The sequence below is a fragment of the Teredinibacter franksiae genome (assembly GCF_014218805.1).
In the GTDB taxonomy this organism is placed as follows: Bacteria; Pseudomonadota; Gammaproteobacteria; order Pseudomonadales; family Cellvibrionaceae; genus Teredinibacter; species Teredinibacter franksiae.
Window position 1 is genome coordinate 3,179,520 of the sequence record NZ_JACJUV010000001.1, and the last position, 16,467, is coordinate 3,195,986.

The 16,467-nt window shown below is 43.5% G+C and carries 24 protein-coding genes and 2 pseudogenes; 22 read left to right on the forward strand and 4 right to left on the reverse strand.

The features are described from left to right. Positions 1 to 132: 132 nt before the first annotated feature. Together H5336_RS13440 and H5336_RS13450 are read right to left on the reverse strand one after the other, a co-directional pair. Positions 133 to 740 (reverse strand): annotated as a pseudogene (locus tag H5336_RS13440) (IS630 family transposase). A gap of 102 nt (positions 741 to 842) precedes the next feature. Next, positions 843 to 1,010 carry a hypothetical protein gene (locus tag H5336_RS13450; protein WP_185234794.1) on the reverse strand — a complete coding sequence of 56 codons (168 nt, stop codon included), beginning with the start codon at positions 1,008 to 1,010 and terminating at the stop codon, positions 843 to 845. Positions 1,011 to 1,087: 77 nt separating this feature from the next. On the opposite strand from H5336_RS13450, the gene H5336_RS13455 reads away from it, so the two are divergent. Both H5336_RS13455 and H5336_RS13460 read left to right on the forward strand, forming a co-directional pair. Beyond that, positions 1,088 to 1,231, forward strand: coding sequence for a DUF4986 domain-containing protein (locus H5336_RS13455; protein WP_185234795.1), 144 nt, complete (start codon positions 1,088 to 1,090; stop codon positions 1,229 to 1,231). A gap of 15 nt (positions 1,232 to 1,246) precedes the next feature. Beyond that, positions 1,247 to 1,480, forward strand: coding sequence for a DUF6805 domain-containing protein (locus H5336_RS13460; RefSeq protein ID WP_185234796.1), 234 nt, complete (start codon positions 1,247 to 1,249; stop codon positions 1,478 to 1,480). Between the two features lie 116 nt (positions 1,481 to 1,596). On the opposite strand, the gene H5336_RS23025 is transcribed toward H5336_RS13460, so the two are convergent. Both H5336_RS23025 and H5336_RS23030 read right to left on the reverse strand, forming a co-directional pair. Next, on the reverse strand, positions 1,597 to 1,965 hold the full coding sequence (locus H5336_RS23025; protein WP_246439094.1) for a glycoside hydrolase family protein: 369 nt from the start codon (positions 1,963 to 1,965) through the stop codon (positions 1,597 to 1,599). Between the two features lie 11 nt (positions 1,966 to 1,976). Next, positions 1,977 to 2,300 (reverse strand): family 43 glycosylhydrolase, encoded by a 324-nt coding sequence (locus tag H5336_RS23030; protein ID WP_313557210.1) that lies wholly within the window; start codon positions 2,298 to 2,300, stop codon positions 1,977 to 1,979. Between the two features lie 266 nt (positions 2,301 to 2,566). On the opposite strand from H5336_RS23030, the gene H5336_RS13470 reads away from it, so the two are divergent. From H5336_RS13470 to H5336_RS13565, 20 genes and pseudogenes are all read left to right on the forward strand, one after another. After that, on the forward strand, positions 2,567 to 2,968 hold the full coding sequence (locus tag H5336_RS13470; protein WP_185234797.1) for a glycoside hydrolase family protein: 402 nt from the start codon (positions 2,567 to 2,569) through the stop codon (positions 2,966 to 2,968). 151 nt (positions 2,969 to 3,119) lie between these two features. Beyond that, on the forward strand, positions 3,120 to 3,530 hold the full coding sequence (locus tag H5336_RS13475; protein WP_313557742.1) for a family 43 glycosylhydrolase: 411 nt from the start codon (positions 3,120 to 3,122) through the stop codon (positions 3,528 to 3,530). 12 nt (positions 3,531 to 3,542) lie between these two features. After that, complete coding sequence (locus H5336_RS13480; RefSeq protein ID WP_185234798.1) at positions 3,543 to 4,610, forward strand: aldose epimerase family protein; 1,068 nt, start codon at positions 3,543 to 3,545, stop codon at positions 4,608 to 4,610. A gap of 19 nt (positions 4,611 to 4,629) precedes the next feature. Next, entirely contained in the window at positions 4,630 to 4,824 is a 195-nt protein-coding gene (locus H5336_RS13485) for a hypothetical protein (RefSeq protein WP_185234799.1), read from the forward strand. A 3-nt stretch (positions 4,825 to 4,827) separates the two neighbouring features. After that, on the forward strand, positions 4,828 to 5,097 hold the full coding sequence (locus H5336_RS13490) for a glycoside hydrolase family protein (protein WP_185234800.1): 270 nt from the start codon (positions 4,828 to 4,830) through the stop codon (positions 5,095 to 5,097). Between the two features lie 183 nt (positions 5,098 to 5,280). Next, complete coding sequence (locus H5336_RS13495) at positions 5,281 to 5,511, forward strand: RICIN domain-containing protein (RefSeq protein ID WP_313557745.1); 231 nt, start codon at positions 5,281 to 5,283, stop codon at positions 5,509 to 5,511. Between the two features lie 159 nt (positions 5,512 to 5,670). Further along, positions 5,671 to 5,958, forward strand: a pseudogene (locus H5336_RS13500) (RICIN domain-containing protein); the annotation flags it as partial. A gap of 1,076 nt (positions 5,959 to 7,034) precedes the next feature. After that, positions 7,035 to 7,391 (forward strand): hypothetical protein, encoded by a 357-nt coding sequence (locus tag H5336_RS13505; RefSeq protein WP_185234802.1) that lies wholly within the window; start codon positions 7,035 to 7,037, stop codon positions 7,389 to 7,391. Between the two features lie 228 nt (positions 7,392 to 7,619). Further along, a complete protein-coding gene (locus H5336_RS13510; RefSeq protein WP_185234803.1) occupies positions 7,620 to 7,901 on the forward strand; it encodes a hypothetical protein in 282 nt (93 codons plus the stop codon). Positions 7,902 to 8,032: 131 nt separating this feature from the next. Beyond that, the gene (locus H5336_RS13515) at positions 8,033 to 9,490 is read left to right on the forward strand and encodes a serine hydrolase domain-containing protein (RefSeq protein ID WP_185234804.1); all 1,458 of its coding nucleotides are present in this window, start codon (positions 8,033 to 8,035) and stop codon (positions 9,488 to 9,490) included. 45 nt (positions 9,491 to 9,535) lie between these two features. After that, complete coding sequence (locus H5336_RS13520; protein ID WP_185234805.1) at positions 9,536 to 10,051, forward strand: hypothetical protein; 516 nt, start codon at positions 9,536 to 9,538, stop codon at positions 10,049 to 10,051. A 127-nt stretch (positions 10,052 to 10,178) separates the two neighbouring features. After that, positions 10,179 to 10,493, forward strand: coding sequence for a hypothetical protein (locus tag H5336_RS13525; RefSeq protein WP_185234806.1), 315 nt, complete (start codon positions 10,179 to 10,181; stop codon positions 10,491 to 10,493). A gap of 137 nt (positions 10,494 to 10,630) precedes the next feature. Beyond that, on the forward strand, positions 10,631 to 11,269 hold the full coding sequence (locus H5336_RS13530) for a LysE family translocator (RefSeq protein ID WP_185234807.1): 639 nt from the start codon (positions 10,631 to 10,633) through the stop codon (positions 11,267 to 11,269). Between the two features lie 98 nt (positions 11,270 to 11,367). Then, on the forward strand, positions 11,368 to 11,682 hold the full coding sequence (locus H5336_RS13535; RefSeq protein ID WP_085159470.1) for a hypothetical protein: 315 nt from the start codon (positions 11,368 to 11,370) through the stop codon (positions 11,680 to 11,682). 128 nt (positions 11,683 to 11,810) lie between these two features. Continuing rightward, positions 11,811 to 12,098, forward strand: coding sequence for a hypothetical protein (locus tag H5336_RS13540; protein ID WP_185234808.1), 288 nt, complete (start codon positions 11,811 to 11,813; stop codon positions 12,096 to 12,098). A 70-nt stretch (positions 12,099 to 12,168) separates the two neighbouring features. Next, positions 12,169 to 12,588 carry a hypothetical protein gene (locus H5336_RS13545; RefSeq protein ID WP_085159484.1) on the forward strand — a complete coding sequence of 140 codons (420 nt, stop codon included), beginning with the start codon at positions 12,169 to 12,171 and terminating at the stop codon, positions 12,586 to 12,588. A 133-nt stretch (positions 12,589 to 12,721) separates the two neighbouring features. Continuing rightward, positions 12,722 to 13,207: a hypothetical protein gene (locus H5336_RS13550; protein ID WP_185234809.1), complete on the forward strand. Its 486-nt coding sequence runs from the start codon at positions 12,722 to 12,724 to the stop codon at positions 13,205 to 13,207. A 125-nt stretch (positions 13,208 to 13,332) separates the two neighbouring features. Continuing rightward, a complete protein-coding gene (locus tag H5336_RS13555) occupies positions 13,333 to 13,692 on the forward strand; it encodes a hypothetical protein (RefSeq protein ID WP_185234810.1) in 360 nt (119 codons plus the stop codon). A gap of 120 nt (positions 13,693 to 13,812) precedes the next feature. Beyond that, positions 13,813 to 14,115, forward strand: coding sequence for a hypothetical protein (locus H5336_RS13560; RefSeq protein ID WP_185234811.1), 303 nt, complete (start codon positions 13,813 to 13,815; stop codon positions 14,113 to 14,115). A 223-nt stretch (positions 14,116 to 14,338) separates the two neighbouring features. Beyond that, positions 14,339 to 15,853 carry an IS1182 family transposase gene (locus H5336_RS13565; protein ID WP_185234812.1) on the forward strand — a complete coding sequence of 505 codons (1,515 nt, stop codon included), beginning with the start codon at positions 14,339 to 14,341 and terminating at the stop codon, positions 15,851 to 15,853. Positions 15,854 to 16,467: the final 614 nt, after the last annotated feature.

The following is a 16,467-nucleotide window of genomic DNA, read 5'->3' on the forward strand; positions in this document are numbered from 1 at the left end:
TACCTAGGCAGCAGCAAACAATACAGTTGCCTCTTGAAAAAACGATTTAGTCAGAGCCTTATCCCGTTTGATACTTTCTAGATACAAAACGGCACAATTCTTTAACGATTCTCTTTTCTTGAGTGGCTTTTTTTATGTGCCGATATTTCTCATCTGATTCCATGCTTGTTCATCTGTATTTAAATCAAGTGCATACGGTGGCAGAAATACCATTTCAATTTTTCCTTTAAGTGTTTGAAGATAGTCCGTGACCTTCTTTGATTTATGTACAGCATGCCCATCAACGAGGAGTATGACCGGGTGGTGACGGGATTTTTGAAAATTCTTTAAGCATTCAATACATTTATCGGTATTAAATTTTCCGTCAAAAACGTAATTCCAAAAGCCGCTTTTATTCGATAGCGTTGAGATCACACTAATTGTTTGCCTTTGACCGCTTGTTGTGACGACGGGCGTCTTCCCTGTTTCACTCCAAGTACGCTGTAAAGAGTCATTAGAACGAATAGTAGCTTCATTCAACCAAAATATCTCAGCCCCTTTACTTTTTGCGTATGCCCTAACTTTAGGGTAGACGTCGTCAACCCATTCTTGCACCGCTTTCTCGTCTGACTCATACGCTCTACGTAGCGGTTTTTGTGGCGTCAAGTCCAATCGATGCAGAATTTTCCCACACCGGAAGTGCTTAGGGTAACGTCAAATCTTTCAAGAATTAAATCAGCAACAGTTTTGCGTGTCCACAAACCAAAATCATGCTGTCGATGGTCTCTGCCAATTGTCTACCTTTTTATTTCTTGCTCTTCAAGATCGGATAGCGTCCAGTGCGTGCATTGGGAGCCAGAGCTTCAATCCCTTTTTCGCGCGCCAAACATAGCCAAGTGAAAATTGTTCGGCTTCCAAGACCAACTGCGTGTCACTTCGGCCGTTGTTTCACCATCATGTACTCGCTGCACGGTTATCTTGCGAACTAAATGCTGTTCTTCTGTACTAAGGTTTCTTGCGTCATTTTTCATGACTTCAGCCATACAGGTTTTAAATGAATTGTATTGATTTTTAGTGTCCTGGCAAAATGCACGTCGAGCTAGAGAAAATGCCCGATAAAACAGTACGCCTGCCGGGTAACGATCTTGCTTTTACGGCCAACGATATCGTCCTGCAAAGCAATACCGGCGAATTGGTGTTGGAGCCTTTCTTTCGTGCGCCTGATAGCGCCTATGTGCTTTATTGGCCCTAATACAATAAGCTAGATTTGGCAGAGAAAAAAGCCACACAAGCTGCTCATGAAAAAGCCTTTATGACATTGCAGCAGGCAACGGAAGACAAAGCAGCGCCGAGTGAACAGCAGCCAGAAGCCGATCACTTCTTTAAGGGTGACAACACAGAAGCCGGTGTGTATAAGGGTCGGCACTGGCGTCATGCGGGTAACGGTTGGTTTAGCTACCAAATGAACGATAAGAAAGCCGAAAAAATATTTTACGCTTAACGTACTATGGCTTAGTTTACGGGCGTATCTTCAGTATTTTAATTAATGCCATCGAGCTGGCCGAAGTAACTTTAGTTGAAGGTCATGGCGATATTTTTTATACCGTAGATTACCCGTTAACGGAAAAAGTTCGCGTGTCCATTGCCAAGAGTAAGTTTTAATTGAAGTTCAAATCTGCAGAGGGTAGTGCAGAGTGTGGTATTTATGGTGTTCGGTTGAGGAGTGAATTTCAGCCGGAAGTGAAGTGATAGTGGTAGTTTTTGGTGAATAAACGGCGCTTCAATTTGTTGGGGAAAATCGTTGCCGTTTTCGTCCAATTGAATCTGTCGTTTAGCAATGCTGTACCACTCTTGTGGTTCGGCAGTTTTTGTCCAGCTTGACCATTTTAGGCCACCCCAAAAAGACCCGAATGCCATCCAGCCGTCGCCTTTTTTGTCGGCAACCACTGCTGGGTCTATGGCGTTCCACCAGTCGCGCTCGGGCATTGACTGAACAATTAGCCCCTGATCTTCCCAGCGGTAATCGGGGGAGCTGGTATCCAGGGTTTTATTGATCGCAACGCCATACCAGAGGTGTTCTTACCAAAAGCTGAAACGGAGTAGTAGAGCAGGAATTTCCCGCCTTTTTGAACAATATCCGGTGCCCACAGGTGGCCATTAAAGCCGGGAGCCACCGCTTTTGCCCATTTGGGTTGGGTGTCGAATACCTTGCCCTCGTGTCTCCAGCTGAGGATATCGAGCGACCTGTAAATCGTTATTCCTCTACCTGTACTAAACGTGTAGTAGCGGTTGCCAGGTTTGGTCATCACCGGGTCGTGCACATCAATTTGCTTCTCCTAGCTTTAGGAGGCGCCCGTTAGGCTTATAAACAGCAAGCAGGCGACAGACGAAAACCGTGAAGACCGGCGCAAGTGCGTTGTATTGCGCTTGTTAAATAACATAAAGGCAGTAACCCTAAATTGTGTGTTTGCGGCGGCTTTTTGCTGAAATATATTATGTATTATAATAATATTCTTTCTTCGCTCAAGTGCTACTGGAGTAATATTTAGCAAATAGCCGCCATAGGTCAGGCTAACAAAGGTACGGTATGACAAATATTTCTATTTATTTCAGTAAGTTAGCACTGGTTTTCGCCCTCGGCCTGATATCGGCGTCGGTTTTCTCTCAGGGCGATTATTCTAGCCCGTTGATCAAACAATGGGCAGATCCGATGATTTACCGCCATACGGATGGCTGGTTTTATTTCATTGCTACGGCTCCGGAGTTCGGTCGTATTGAGCTGCGCCGGTTGAAAACGATTACTGGTCTCGCCGAGACAAAGCCCACGGTTATTTGGCGTAAACACGATAGCGTTCCTCAAGTCGCTAACATCCGGCCCCGGAAATTCACTATATTGAAGGCCTATGGGTCATCTATTACGCCGCCGGGGACAGTGAGAAGCCGTGGCTTATTCGCATGTTCGCGCTGTCCAATGGCCATACCAACCTAATGGCGGGCGAGTGGCTAGAAGAAGGGCAGATTAAAACTCCTTGGGACAGCTTTGCGCTAGTTACCAGCCCTTTACCTATCAACGGAAGCGTTACCTGTTGTGGGACGAAGCCGATGGCTATAAGCCCAAGTAAACGTATAATTCGGCGCTGCTGTTAGCCGAGCTGGAAACACTCACCAAAATCAAATTACCGATTACTGTGCTCAGTGAACCAGCATTACCCTGGGAAACTATTGGTTACAAGGTGAATGAAGGGCCTTCGGTGATTCAGTGGAATGGCAAACTATTTGTGACCTATTCGGCCAGTGCAACCGATCACCACTGTGGAATGGGCTTACTCTGGGCAGATAAAAACAACGATATAATGAACGCTAAGACTTGGCATAAATCGCCTGAGCCGGTATTTTTTACTCACGGAAAGTTAAAACGATTTGGCCTAGAGCATAATTCTTTTGCGGTAGCGGAAGATGGTGTTACCGACCTAATGGTTTCCCACGCGCGCCTCTACAAAGAAATAAAGGGCAGCCCGATTTCCGCCAAAATGAAGCAGACTAATCTTTAATTGGACGTTGATATGAACGCAGTTATTAACAAAGAATCCTTTGGCTGTCTTACCGACGGCACGCAGGTGAATTTATACACACTTACGAACAAGCAAGGTATGTGCGCCAAAATCACCAACTTTGGTGGCATTATTGTTGCGCTACACGTACCAGATAAAAACGGCAAGCTGGACGACGTGGTGTTAGGGTTTGACAGTGTTACCCCTTATGAAACCGACTCCCCCTATTTCGGTGCACTTATTGGTCGTTTCGGCAATCGTATTGCCGATGCGTGTTTTGAGTTAGACGGCAAAACTTACGCGCTCGAACAAAACGATAACAGCAACTGTTTACACGGAGGCCATAAAGGTTTCGATAAAGTGGTGTGGGATGCAAATGTGCGCGAAATGGACGGTGCGCAGGCGCTGGTATTGAATTATCTAAGCCCCGATGGTGAGGGCGGCTTTCCGGGTAACCTGGATATCACGGTGGTGTATTGGCTAACCGATGACAACGAGCTGATCACCTCTTATCGTGCAACAACAGACCAAGCAACGCCGGTAAACCTTACCCAGCATAGCTATTTTAACCTAGCCGGTAGCGGCGATGTGTTAGCCCATGAGTTACACATAAATGCCGAGCAATACTTACCGGTAAATGAAACTCTGATTCCGTTTGGTTTGAAAGAAAGCGTGCAATACAGTGCCTTTGATTTTCGCACGGCCAAAGCTATAGGGCGTGACATTGAACGCGATAACGACCAGTTACAGGTTGTTGGCGGCGGTTATGATCACAATTTCATCATCGACAAAAAAGCATCCAAAAGTTTCGAGCTGGCGGCAACTGTGGTTGAACCTCAATCGGGGCGTGTATTGGAAGTGTTTACCACCGAGCCCGGTGTTCAACTGTATTCCGGTAACTTTCTGGATGGCACCTTAGAAGGCAAGGGCGGGCAGCGCTACACTAAGCACGGTGCTTTTTGCTTAGAACCGCAACACTTTCCAGATTCACCCAACCAGAATCAATTTCCGTCTACCATTTTGCGGCCAGACGATGCCTACCAGTCGCGTATGAGCTTTAGGTTCAGTATTCAAAAATAAAAGTAAGTTGAGGCTAGAGATGATTAAAAAATTACTTGCAGGCGGTTTGTTCGCCGCGGCACTAACAAGTGCCGCTGTTCAGGCAGAAAACCCAGCCATTACCCATGTGCTAACCGCCGACCCGGTCGCCATGGTGCACGATGGTCGTGTTTACCTTTACGCCGGGCACGATGAAGCCAAAGACAACCGCAAGTTTTACGAAATGCACAAGTGATTGGTGTTTTCTTCAGACGATATGGTGAACTGGACAGATCACGGTTCACACATGAAAGCGACCGATTTTAAATGGGCAAAAGGCGGTGCTTGGGCGGCCCATACCGTTGAAAAAACGGTAAATTTTTTTTATACCACCGTACGCCACGTCGCCATTAATGGCTTTGCCGTAAATGTAGCGGTTTCAGCCAGCCCAACCGGCCCGATTAAAGATGCCCTAGCCAAAGCCTTAATTAGTAACGATATGACAACTACAACCCCGACGGCACCATGAAGCGCATTGTGATGACATCCGAAGGCGAAGCTACAATTTTCCTTCCGGTGACGACGGCTCGATAGTTACCAAAGTACAGGGCGCACACATGCATATTGTGAACCCGAAAACCCAGCAATGTTTAGTCACCGATGGCGATAAGGTTGTACAAGCCAGTTGTGAAGCTGAATCGCGCGCTGGGTAATCGACCACACCGACGATGTTAAATACCGTCTTGAAAATGCCGGCAGTGGCCAGTTTATGGGTAACGGTAAAAGTGTTACGCAAAACCAAAAAGCCGTGCAGTCGGCTTGGGTTAACAATGATTACCAAAAATGGCAGGTAGCTACTTCACTTCCAGGTTTGACTCGCTTTATCAATGCGGGCAGTGGTGAACTGTTATCGGCATGCGACAGTACGGCCAATTACGGATAAACGTAGCGCAACGAACTCCGTGTACAACCGGCCGATAAAGTAGCGATTTCAAGCGTTCAAAGTGGTCGTGTACTTCAGGCCGAAAACTGCGGAAAAAACGTTGCCAATGTAGGCCAAGCTGGCTGGAGCAGAAGCGAATGCCAGTAATGGCAATTCGCATCCATAGAGGAAGGCTTCTTTAATATTAAAGCCGGCGACCAGTGCATGACCATCACCAATCGCACCATTGTACCCGGCACCAACGTCGAAGCGGGAACCTGCGAAAGCCCCTACGCCCAATGGCGATTCGAATTACTGGAAGATGGTGTTGTGAAAATTTCCAACCGAGAAAGCAATCACACGTTGGATTTGGCCAATTGCACATTGTCTGTAGCTACCAATATTGGTCAGACGCAGTGGTTTGGAACGGATTGCCAGAAATTTCATTTGAGGAAGATTCCTGAGTAAACCGTGTAGGTTACTTATACAAAAAAGCCACGCTATGCGTGGCTTTTTTTTCGGTCGCACTTTTTTATGGCTTAGGTGTTGTGTGGAGCAGTCTGTTTATCTAGGCATGTACACCAATATTTTTCGGTCTTTTAGGTGGCGTACTTTTTATAGGCCCTCTCTATTTTAGGCGTGGCGAAATACCGCTGCATTCGCTCAAAGGTTGAACTTGGTAGAAAGATAAAACACACACACAGCGCCTTGTCGAACCCCTCTTCAACATCGCCGTTAGATTACTCAATATTGATTATCGGCTGTTGACGAAATGGCGTCGTTTTGCGGCTGGGTGACTTTGATGAATAGCGTAAGGGCGTACTTCCTAGATGAATTGAGTGCCTTGTCGTTCAAAAGTGTTGAAAACACAGGATAAATCGCGGCGGGCAAAAAAATAGTCGATTTTTTCCTCGTATATCTGACGCTGTTGTAAAAATGGCCTGTTTTTATAATGAATTCAAAGGGTTACACGGGTTGATGGAATTCGGTGATATGAGGCCATTGGGACCATTTGCCCTTTTGGGATTTAGGCGCCACTTGGCGGAAAGCTTGACGTGGCGGGGGTTTGAGCGTAGTTTTCGGGTTTCCAAATAAAAAATATGCGCGCCCCGAAATATGACGCCTGGGGCGCGATATACAAATGTTATGAGCGCGGTTCGAAAATAAATAAAATGAGTCATGTGCTTGATTTACGGCACGTTGTAGAGCGTCTCTCGGCGTTAATGTAAGTGGATTTTTTGTATCTCACCAGTTTCTTTCCTGGTGCCAAATAGTAGTTTTATAGGTGGTGGTAAATAGCACTTCGCATTTAGCCACCACTTTCGTAATATGGAGTTTGTTGGTGGGGTTGTGTGTTCTTTCCTGCTGCCATTGGCAAGCTAAAATAAAACGTGGTTTTGTTGTGGTACTTACTGCCGTCGCATAACCAGTCGGTCACCCTGACGCTGCATACTCCGCCGCTTTTTGTGCATTTCGCTTCGCTACATTCTTGCACAAAAAACAGCTCCATATGCAACGCAGGCTACCTTAGCGTTAGAGGTCATATGTACGGAATACCGAAAGAGTTAAATCTTGATGTAATGGCAGGCTCTGAGTGTACTCAAATCAGAGTTGGACAATTTGACATCCAGTTTTCTTTTGGTGAAGTTGACTTCGCCCTTGAATCCAAAATTGGCTTGTTTAAAAATAAAGTAGAGATTGGAGCGTGGGAAGCTGGAAAATGGCCAGACTGCGTTTTCTACGAAATCATGAATGTACCGGTTGAATCTGTACGGACTCAGAATGCAGAGGCAATTATTATTACCCTAGAGAGTGGTTTATCTATTCATCTTTGTGATAATTCCGAACAATTTGAAACAATGAAAATTTCAATTAGCGGGGGCGATCCTTGGATCATCTAAAAGCCTCTAACAAGGCTGTGCACGGGGCAGCTAGGCTACGTTTTGCAATTTATGCACTACGCTGCCGCTACGTTAACATAAATTACAACTTCGCCTAGTTGCCCCGTGACAGCGGCGTTAGAATTTAAAATCATGAAATGCACAAGTTGTAACTACGGAGAGATTGAAAAAAGGAGAATATTACCTTTTCTGATTGGGTGGGTAGTCTGCCCATACTGTGGTGCATCCGTGGAGCCTAAATTAGGAGCACAGGTTTTGTGGTCTGTTGTTTTGCCTTTAATTTCAGTAGCTTTTTTTGTGGTATTTTTAGGCAAGTATTCGGTCATTTATTATTTGCTGTTTTCGCTCGCGTTATTGTTACTATTCATGTTGGTGCTTTACTTGTCTCCTTTTAGGTCAGTTAAGCAAGAAGAGATAGCAGGGCAAAAAATTATGTTTGGGCCAACAAGAGGGCCTGTAATAGCTCCGCTTATAATATATGGTTTTGGGGTGCTGTTTTGGGTGGTTTAAATTCTAACCAGCTCAGCCAGCGGACCTCCGTTCCGGCGTTTGTTTTCGCGGTGGCCGCTACGCTACCGCAAAATCAAACGCCTCCACTCCGTCCGCTGCTGCAGGGCGTTATGTACAAAACGGAGAATTGAATGAGATTTTGGATTAGAATTGTTGTGATATTGATTTCAGCAGTTCCACTTCTCGCGAATGCAGAAGGAACTGCACACTCGATATCAACAAGCGTAGTGAGAGAGTTCATTTCCACAATTAACGAAAATAATAAAAATAAGACAAAGCAGTATATTTCAGATAATTACTACCGCCGCTTTTTGGAAGCGTTTCCGCTAGACAACCATTTAAATCATACCTTTCATTTGCACGATCAAAATGGTGGTCTCGGTATTGAATCGATTTCCCGTATTGATGACAAGAGGGGTTTCATCAGGTGGTCAGCGTTGGTCAAATCTGAACGGACGGAAGCGTGGAGCGAGTTTATCGTGTGGTTCAGTGCTGACAAGCCAGAGAAAATAGCCGGAATCCAAATGAGGCCTGCAAGCCTTTCTGGCATACCTGACGTATCGAAAAATATTTCCCAAGGGAAATTAAAGAAGGAACTTAAATCCTATTTGAAACGCGCTGCCAAAAAAAACGTGTTTTCCGGTACCGTTCTTTTAGCAAAGGGAGATAGGGTTATTTTTACTGGAGCTGCTGGCCTAGCCGATAAAAGATTCGACGTGCCGAACAATACAAAGACTAAATTTAATCTAGCCTCCATGAGCAAGATGTTTACCGCTGTTGCAATCATGCGATTGGTTGAGGTAGGTAAATTACATCTTGACGATCAGCTCAATAAATTTATAGATGAAAGCTGGCTTTCGCCGGAAATCAGTCAAAAAATACAAATAAAGCATTTACTAAGTCACACGTCAGGCTTGGGCAGCTTCTTAAATAATACTTATGAAGCTTCTGCTAAAGATTCTTTCAGGGATCTTGATGATTATAAAATCCTAATTAAAGATGAAACATTAAAGTTTGAACCGGGAGCTGCATACTCTTACAGCAATACTGGAATGTTTTTACTCGGGTTGGTGATTGAAAATGTGAGTGGAGAAGACTATTTCGACTACATCCGCAAGCACATATATATGCCTGCTGGAATGGCAAACTCCGGCAGCTTCGATATGGATCAGCCCACTTCCAATCTCGCTACGGGTTATTATTTCAGAGATGGATGGAAAAACAACAGATTTCTACTGTCTGTCAAAGGGGGGCCGGCTGGTGGGGGATATTCAACTGCAGAAGATTTGTATAAATTTACTTTAGCGTTAATCAACAACAGGCTACTCGGAAAGAAATTTACTGAGCAGCTTTTTGTCATTAACTCTGAATTAAACGCGGTGAACTATGGTTATGGCTTTCGGGTATTCGGAGAAAAAAACCACCGTATAGTGGGTCACGACGGGGCTTTTGATGGGATAAGTACCAATCTGGATGTATTCCTTGATCAAGGATATATAGCTATAGTTCTTTCGAACTACAGTCAGGGTGCACCGCCTTTTGTACAAAAAATGCGATTATTGATTGCTCAGGCGACTAATGAAAAATAAATTTAATTTACATCGGCCACATAACAAATTTGTCCAGTTGACGTTTTGGTCTACGCTCCTTTTTTGCGCATGGCCTGCGGCCATTTTTGCGCAAAAATCCACTACAACCAAAACGCAACTGACAAAGACGTTATGTATAAGCGAGTTATGGAAGAAAAAATAGAAGCAAAGAATATCGGTATATGGATTGTCAGTGGATTGTTGGCCTATCTTGTTATTTGGTTGCAGGTAGAAAGATATTTTTCGAATTCGTTGATTTCGAGCATAATGTACTGGGTTTTTTCGTTTGGAATAGATTTTATTGTAAGCGGAAGCTGCTTGTGGCTTGCGTTTCGTTTTTTTAAAATGGAGCTCTATTTTAAAGGTGCTCTATTAATAGTTGCTACATCTTCGGTAATCTCTTTACTTCCGGGTATTGGTACACTGTTGTCTGTTGTGGTGTTCTATTTTCTACTGTGGTATGCAACTAAGTCCTCATTTTTGGATTTGTTTGTCACTGTACTGCTTAGTAAGCTTTTGGCGATTTCATTGGGAGTTATTCTTGTTCAGCTTGTACGGTAAACATAACCAGTGCAGCCACCTGACACAAATTACGGCGCGCCTTTTTGTGATTTCGCTGCGCTCAAGTATACACAAAAACTCACGCCGTAATTTATGCAGGTGCTACAAGCGTTATACGAACTAAATTATGAGCATCATAAAAGATTTAGAGATTCAGCCTACAGAATACGTCGATGCTGTTAACTTTGACAGAGCTTCTTCTACGCTAGAAGTTTTGTTTAACCAAGGCCCAGAAGACTGGGAGCCTTCACATAAGCTGATATTTATGGACGTAGTAAAGTTCGACAAAGAAGTCATCGACGATGAAGATCAGGTAGGCATAGATAAATTCACTGACCTAGTTTTGGAGTTCAGTGAGAGTGTGGGTGATTATTACCTACATTTAACAAATACTGTTTTCAGTTTTACTACAAAGGTAACGCCAGCTTGCAAATACGTATAACAAGGCCAGTCAATCTGACCTCCATAAACTGTCTTCTTTTTTGCAAAAAAAATGCAAAAAAGCAGCCAGTTCACTCCGGCAGTTGCTGGCGGCGTTAGCCGTAAGCTGAGTCTTTACCTTTATCGAAGAAGAATTAAATGGATATAAATAACATCATAACTTTTATAGCTGTAGCGACTTTGTTGGTTGCTTCGCCTGGTCCTAACGGCTTCCTCATCGCTAAAACAGTTCCATTGTCGGGACAAAAAGCGGGCTTCGCTAATATCTTGGGGTTCGTTGCTGCCTTTTATGTGCATGGTACACTATCAATATTTGGTATTTCTATCCTTCTGGTTAATTCGGCTAAAGCATTCTTTGTTTTTAAAATGTTAGGTGCAGCTTATTTAATCTGGATCGGTATTAAAGCACTTGTAAGCGCTTTCAAAGTTAGCAGTGCTAAACTACCTGATCTGGATCAAAGAAATGTTAAACCAGTTTCAGTTCTAACCGCATTTTCAGAGGGGTTTTTAACAAACACGCTTAACCCCAAAGTATCAATGTTCTATTTGGCTGCTTTTCCGCAATTCATATCTGTGAACGAGAGTGTCATAAATGCATATGCGTTAGTAACAATACACTCTATAGCCAACTTTTTTTGGTTTTCTATAATGGTGTTGATGTTATTGCGTATCAAAAATGCTACAAACAATGCATGGTTTAAACGATGGCTAAATTCAATAACTGGTGTTGTATTTATTTTCTTTGGTTCTAAATTGGCGTTAATGAAAAATGGCTAACAAAACAATCAACCGGACTCCGCATTGCGTGGTTCGCTTCGCTCACTTTACCACGCAACGCTCCGCTCGGTTATTGTGGCGTTAGAAGGAATGTGAAAATGAGAATTCTAGTGGCGATATTTCTTCTAGCCTCCAATGCATTAGCGTGTGATAAAGTCGACGTAATCTCTGAGAATGGAGGCGAAATATTTGTAAGCTGCGAGGATATTGTGAAGGCAACAGATGACGATATCGCAGATATTACATACAAGCTAATTATTAGTGGTCAGTTTGACAATTCCAGTGACTTTTTTATCCACTATACACAAATGCCTGCAGAGTCACCGATTGCTACCTATAACTCCAGGCTTAATACGGTCACGTTCGTTACTACAAAAGGCGCGGCGGCAAGGCAGGTGGTTTTACGTATATGAACGTTCTAACAAAGCTAGCAAGCAGACCTACGTTTCGGTGTATAAATTTATGCCGGTCGCTACGCTGGCATATATTTAAACACCTACACTGCGGCTGCTTCTAGCGGCGTTATGCATAAAGTAAAAATATGGTCATTGAACTTCTTATAAGAATCATATTCCCGTTATTGCTATTATCACTTTTTGTTTATGCGATACTTTTACTGCTTATTGGAATAATCAAGTACGCTGGCTTTCTCGATAAGGCAAGAAGAAGTGGTGGGGATTCTTTTGGTATTGCCATGGGCGCAATGAAGTTTCTTTTCGGAAATGATTTGACTGGTGAAATGACCTTCCTAAGGTTGTACAAATATTCGCTAGTTGTAACTGCTGGCTTGGTCGTACTAATAGGCGTAAATATGGTGATGTCTAGCTAAATATGCATAACAAACTCAGCCAGCATGACCTACGTTCCGGCTGCTGCAGGGCGTTATGCAAAACTAAATTATGAACCTAGATGAACTTGCGGAAGAATATAGTGAAGCTATTGATGCAGAAGATAAAAATTCGGCTCATCACAGAATAAATGAAATTACTAGGGCTGTTGCGAGTAACTTCCCTCGCGATAATCCAGAGAAACTTGCGTGGTTTACAGCCGCACTTCAAGATAAGCGCAAAAAGTGGTTTGTTGCAAAAGTAATGAGCAAGGTAAACCCCATACCCAAATCACTATTGCAAGACTTGGTTTTAGCCTCAATGTTGGAACCAAACCCTAGTTCTAACAAGTTTCTGGTTCTTCCTTGCGTTAAAACTTTTGGCAAGGAAATAGTTAAGGAGGCAATGCTTAAATATTCCGCGCACCCTCAAGTGGTTGAAAATGATGGGTACAATAAAGTGGCATATTGGGTGGGCCTTCGCAATGCATAACAAAAGTAGGCAAGCGACAAATATTGCGTCGCTCCGTTTGTGTAAGGGCTCCGCCCATTTTACACAAACTCCACAACACAATATTTGCGCCTGTTACTGGCGTTATGTGTGAGAAAAATGATAGGAGTAAAGTGTGAGAAATATTTATGTGTTTTTGATTTTTATTATTTGTGCAGGGTGTACTTCTGGACCTTCTAAGGGCGCTTTATTCTCTATGCACGAAGAGCCAGGAAAGGACAGCGCAATAATCTATTTTTATATCTCTGAGAAGGAATTTGGTTCTACAGCGTGTACTATCGTGACGGTAGATGAAGAAGAGCGCGGATGTATCGGAAGCCCAGGGTTTGTGAAAGTTGTGCTATCTCCAGGCGAGCATAATTTTTCATTTCGTCCTGATGCGCTATTGGACTTAAAAGTCGAAATGAGAAAGTTTTCGGCAGCTGTAGAAGGTGAAAAAGTATATTATTTGGAGTCGAGAAAAATCGAAACAGAAGAAGAGAGAGAGGAGGCTTGGCAGTCAAACTATGTGAATGCGCTTGGCGGTTTTACCGTAGCATGGTTGCCTGTTGAAGAGCCTCTTGCACTTGAGCATTTAAAAGAATTGAGAGCATGGCAGTAACACATAACCAAGTGGCCAACCTGACGTTGCATACTGCGCGCCTATTTGTAATGGCTGTGCCATTTTATTAAAAAAAGTCGCGCAGTATGCAACGCAGGTTCCCACGGCGTTATGTGTAACTAGAAATGAATGCACCTATAAAAATTGTAATAGGGCTCTTTTCTCTGAATTTTGTATTTGGAGTAATTGCCGGGTTAGACGGCTTAAATCCCTACATCACTGTTTTTCTTGGAGTAGGATATTTCGTCGCATACAACGTGCTTGTATATGAATGGTGCGGCGCTAACTCTAGTTGTAAGGCGTTGCCAATTCCCTTTGGTGCTAAAACATTAACTGCAGTTTTTGCTCCCTTGGGTTTGGCCTACTACTTTTTTGTGGTTTATAGGTTTTTTCCTGCCATTGGCGCTTATATGTTGTCTCTGGTCGTAATTACTTTAATAGTCATTGCTCCAAGTATTCCGTTAATCATATGGGGCAACACATAACCAAGCTATCAAGCAGACCTCCATTCCGGTGCTTGATTTCGTGCTGGCCGCTTACGCTAGCACAAAACAATCACCTCCATTACGGCTGCTTATAGCAGCGTTAGTAGCCAAAGGAAGCCCATGGATCCTGGAAATATTTTGAAAATAGAAACGCTTGATGACGGGTGGCGAGATAAAGACTCCATTATGTTACATGCTTGTTTCCAACTACTAAGTGATTGTATAAATAAGGAAGAATTGTTGAGCGGTCATACTGACTGGGAAGCAGATGAAAAACATCGTGCGGCAAAGAGTGAAATAGAAGAGCTATATGTTTGGTGGCAATCATACAAGGAAAGAGATATTCCAGATGATGATGGCTACGAAGAAGAAACAAAAATGTTATTACGTCTTATCCATATTAGGTGGGCGCTGTGGACATAGCTACTAACAAGGTTATTAACCATCGCCAGCAAGCTGGCTGGACCTCCACTGCGTTGCTTCGTTTGTGGTTTAACGCTACGCTACCACAAACAAATCAACTCCGTTCCGGCCGGTTATAACGGCGTTGAAGCTGTCGAATTACTCCAAAAAACGCAATATTTCGGCTGAATTGACTACTTTCTTCTAGTAAAATGAACCTACTATCCATTTACTGGAAATGCAGATGGGCAATAACTTCAAAGAAAGTGATTCGAGTCAAGGTCGATTTATTTCTGTTATCCCGGATGAGCAAATAACGGAGGGCAGCTTTGATGAAACGGTTCAGCTTTTAATCGATAAAGTTGCTGATTTAAGCTCGTTCGAAGCGAGTTACAATAATTCTCAGGGTGGAGCCTCAGCTTACCCGCCATCAATGTTGTTAAAAATTATACTGGCCGCTTATTCTCGCGGCATTACCAGTAGCCGAAAAATAGAAAACCTTTGTAAGTTCAACACCGTTTTTATGTGCTTGTCTGGATTTCTTACTCCGGATCACTCGACAATAGCGGCATTCGTATCTAAGCAGCATAAGCAAATCGAAGATCTATTTGTTCAAATCGTCGTTGAATGCGATTACTTGGGCTTGATAGGCGGCAATTGTTTTTCAATAGATGGGACTAAATTGTCATCTAATGCCAGTAAAGACAATTCGGGCACAATTTCTGACTTCGAGAAGAAGTACGAGAAAATAAAGAATGGTGTTAATTATCTGATAAGACAGCACCGCGAAGAAGACAAAGCCGGTAAGGTGGACCCTGATCGTCGAGAGCGAGAAAAGAAGAAAATCAAGAAATTGCGAAAACTCGCTAAGGACCTCGAATCTCCGCTTAGTGACATGACGGACAAAATTGGCCGTACAGGTAAGCCCAAAAAGACCAACCTTACGGACCCGGACAGCAGTACGTTAAAATCTGGAGGTGGTGGTGCCGAGCAAGGGTATATGGCCGTTGCTGTTGTAGATGATAAACACCAGGTGATTTCTGGTGCGGGAATAGCGCATGACACAGAGCAAAAATGCTTCATTCCAATGCTTGAACAGGTCGAGAAAAACTTAGGGGTAAGCCTTGAGGGTCGAAAGGTTCTTGGAGATGCAGGGTTTAATACCATTGAAAACGTTGACTACTGTTTTGAGCATGAAATTGATGCATATTTAGCGGACGGGGGTATGCGAACCAGAAACCCGCTCTATAAAGACAGGGATCGTAAGAAACCAGAATGGCGAAGACGAAAATATTTTAAGGTTAGTGACTTTCACTACGATGAGGAAAGCAATACTTGTAAATGTCCGGCAGGAAACAGTATGCGGTTAGCGATGGATGATTACATCCTTCATGGCGAGCACTATCGAAAGTTTGTGGGTCTACTAAATGATTGTCGGACCTGTGCGTTTCAGAGACAGTGTATGAAAAGCGCACCCAGACTACAGGGGCGACAAGTATCGATTAAAAAGGACGTGGAATCGAATCCTCCGAGACCTTATGATTTGATGAAAGAAAAGATAGATTCACCGGAGGGGCGTGACATATACGGCAGTAGAATGGGTACTGTAGAGCCGGTGTTTGGCAACCTTAAGCATAACATTGGATTAAAGTGGCTGAGCCTGCGAGGCCTAGAGAAGGTCACCGGTCAATGGTTGCTATTCACAATGGTACATAATATGGTTAAGATTCAAAAATACGGCGAATATGAGCCCGTGTAGGGCTTTATTGCTTTTTTTTGTTAGTGTATTGATTTTCTATCATGGAAAAATAAATGAACATCGGCAAATTAAAATTAAAATTAAAATAGGAAAGGCTAGTTGAATTTGTTCGGTCTACTAAGTGAGTAATTCGACAGCCTCGTTAGTGCGACAAGTTAAGCTTGGAGCATCTTGCTGGGTGTAAGTCCCAGTCGGGTAAGGTCTAGCTAACCACCTGTATCGAGTCTTGCGCACTGTGCGGAGATTATGGATCGCGAATACTTTCCTGTTGCTGATTTTTTTTTCTTCAACAAATAATCGAACAACCGGTGTGAAGCGTAGACAGAGAATTATGTAGGCCATAAGGAATGCGTGTTCCTGAAGTGTTGGTATCGCTCTGATAATAAATTGTCCTGACTGGCTAGGCTTGTAACGCCGCCGAAGCCCATGCAATACAACCATTAGTTGGCAAGGTTGTGGCGAGTTGGCGGAGTTATCAAACCGTGGCATGTATAAAGAGATGTTTTCGAGAACTTGAGAGATCCAAAGTAGCTCCCGCAGGAAGTGGGTAGTGACGCTGAGTAAAAAGCGAGGCAGATCGATGGCACCTTGGAAGTCGGATCAGCTCATAGTAG

Coding starts and splice junctions, on each gene's coding strand:
- H5336_RS13505 (WP_185234802.1), top strand. CDS start 7,035: ATGTACGGAATACCGAAAGAGTTAAATCTTGATGTAATGGCAGGCTCT.
- H5336_RS13565 (WP_185234812.1), top strand. CDS start 14,339: ATGGGCAATAACTTCAAAGAAAGTGATTCGAGTCAAGGTCGATTTATT.
- H5336_RS13545 (WP_085159484.1), top strand. CDS start 12,169: ATGAACCTAGATGAACTTGCGGAAGAATATAGTGAAGCTATTGATGCA.
- H5336_RS13525 (WP_185234806.1), top strand. CDS start 10,179: ATGAGCATCATAAAAGATTTAGAGATTCAGCCTACAGAATACGTCGAT.
- H5336_RS13470 (WP_185234797.1), top strand. CDS start 2,567: ATGACAAATATTTCTATTTATTTCAGTAAGTTAGCACTGGTTTTCGCC.
- H5336_RS13515 (WP_185234804.1), top strand. CDS start 8,033: ATGAGATTTTGGATTAGAATTGTTGTGATATTGATTTCAGCAGTTCCA.
- H5336_RS13455 (WP_185234795.1), top strand. CDS start 1,088: ATGCCCGATAAAACAGTACGCCTGCCGGGTAACGATCTTGCTTTTACG.
- H5336_RS13535 (WP_085159470.1), top strand. CDS start 11,368: ATGAGAATTCTAGTGGCGATATTTCTTCTAGCCTCCAATGCATTAGCG.
- H5336_RS13480 (WP_185234798.1), top strand. CDS start 3,543: ATGAACGCAGTTATTAACAAAGAATCCTTTGGCTGTCTTACCGACGGC.
- H5336_RS13555 (WP_185234810.1), top strand. CDS start 13,333: ATGAATGCACCTATAAAAATTGTAATAGGGCTCTTTTCTCTGAATTTT.
- H5336_RS13485 (WP_185234799.1), top strand. CDS start 4,630: ATGATTAAAAAATTACTTGCAGGCGGTTTGTTCGCCGCGGCACTAACA.
- H5336_RS13450 (WP_185234794.1), bottom strand. CDS start 1,010: ATGAAAAATGACGCAAGAAACCTTAGTACAGAAGAACAGCATTTAGTT.
- H5336_RS13530 (WP_185234807.1), top strand. CDS start 10,631: ATGGATATAAATAACATCATAACTTTTATAGCTGTAGCGACTTTGTTG.
- H5336_RS23025 (WP_246439094.1), bottom strand. CDS start 1,965: ATGCCCGAGCGCGACTGGTGGAACGCCATAGACCCAGCAGTGGTTGCC.
- H5336_RS13560 (WP_185234811.1), top strand. CDS start 13,813: ATGGATCCTGGAAATATTTTGAAAATAGAAACGCTTGATGACGGGTGG.
- H5336_RS13540 (WP_185234808.1), top strand. CDS start 11,811: ATGGTCATTGAACTTCTTATAAGAATCATATTCCCGTTATTGCTATTA.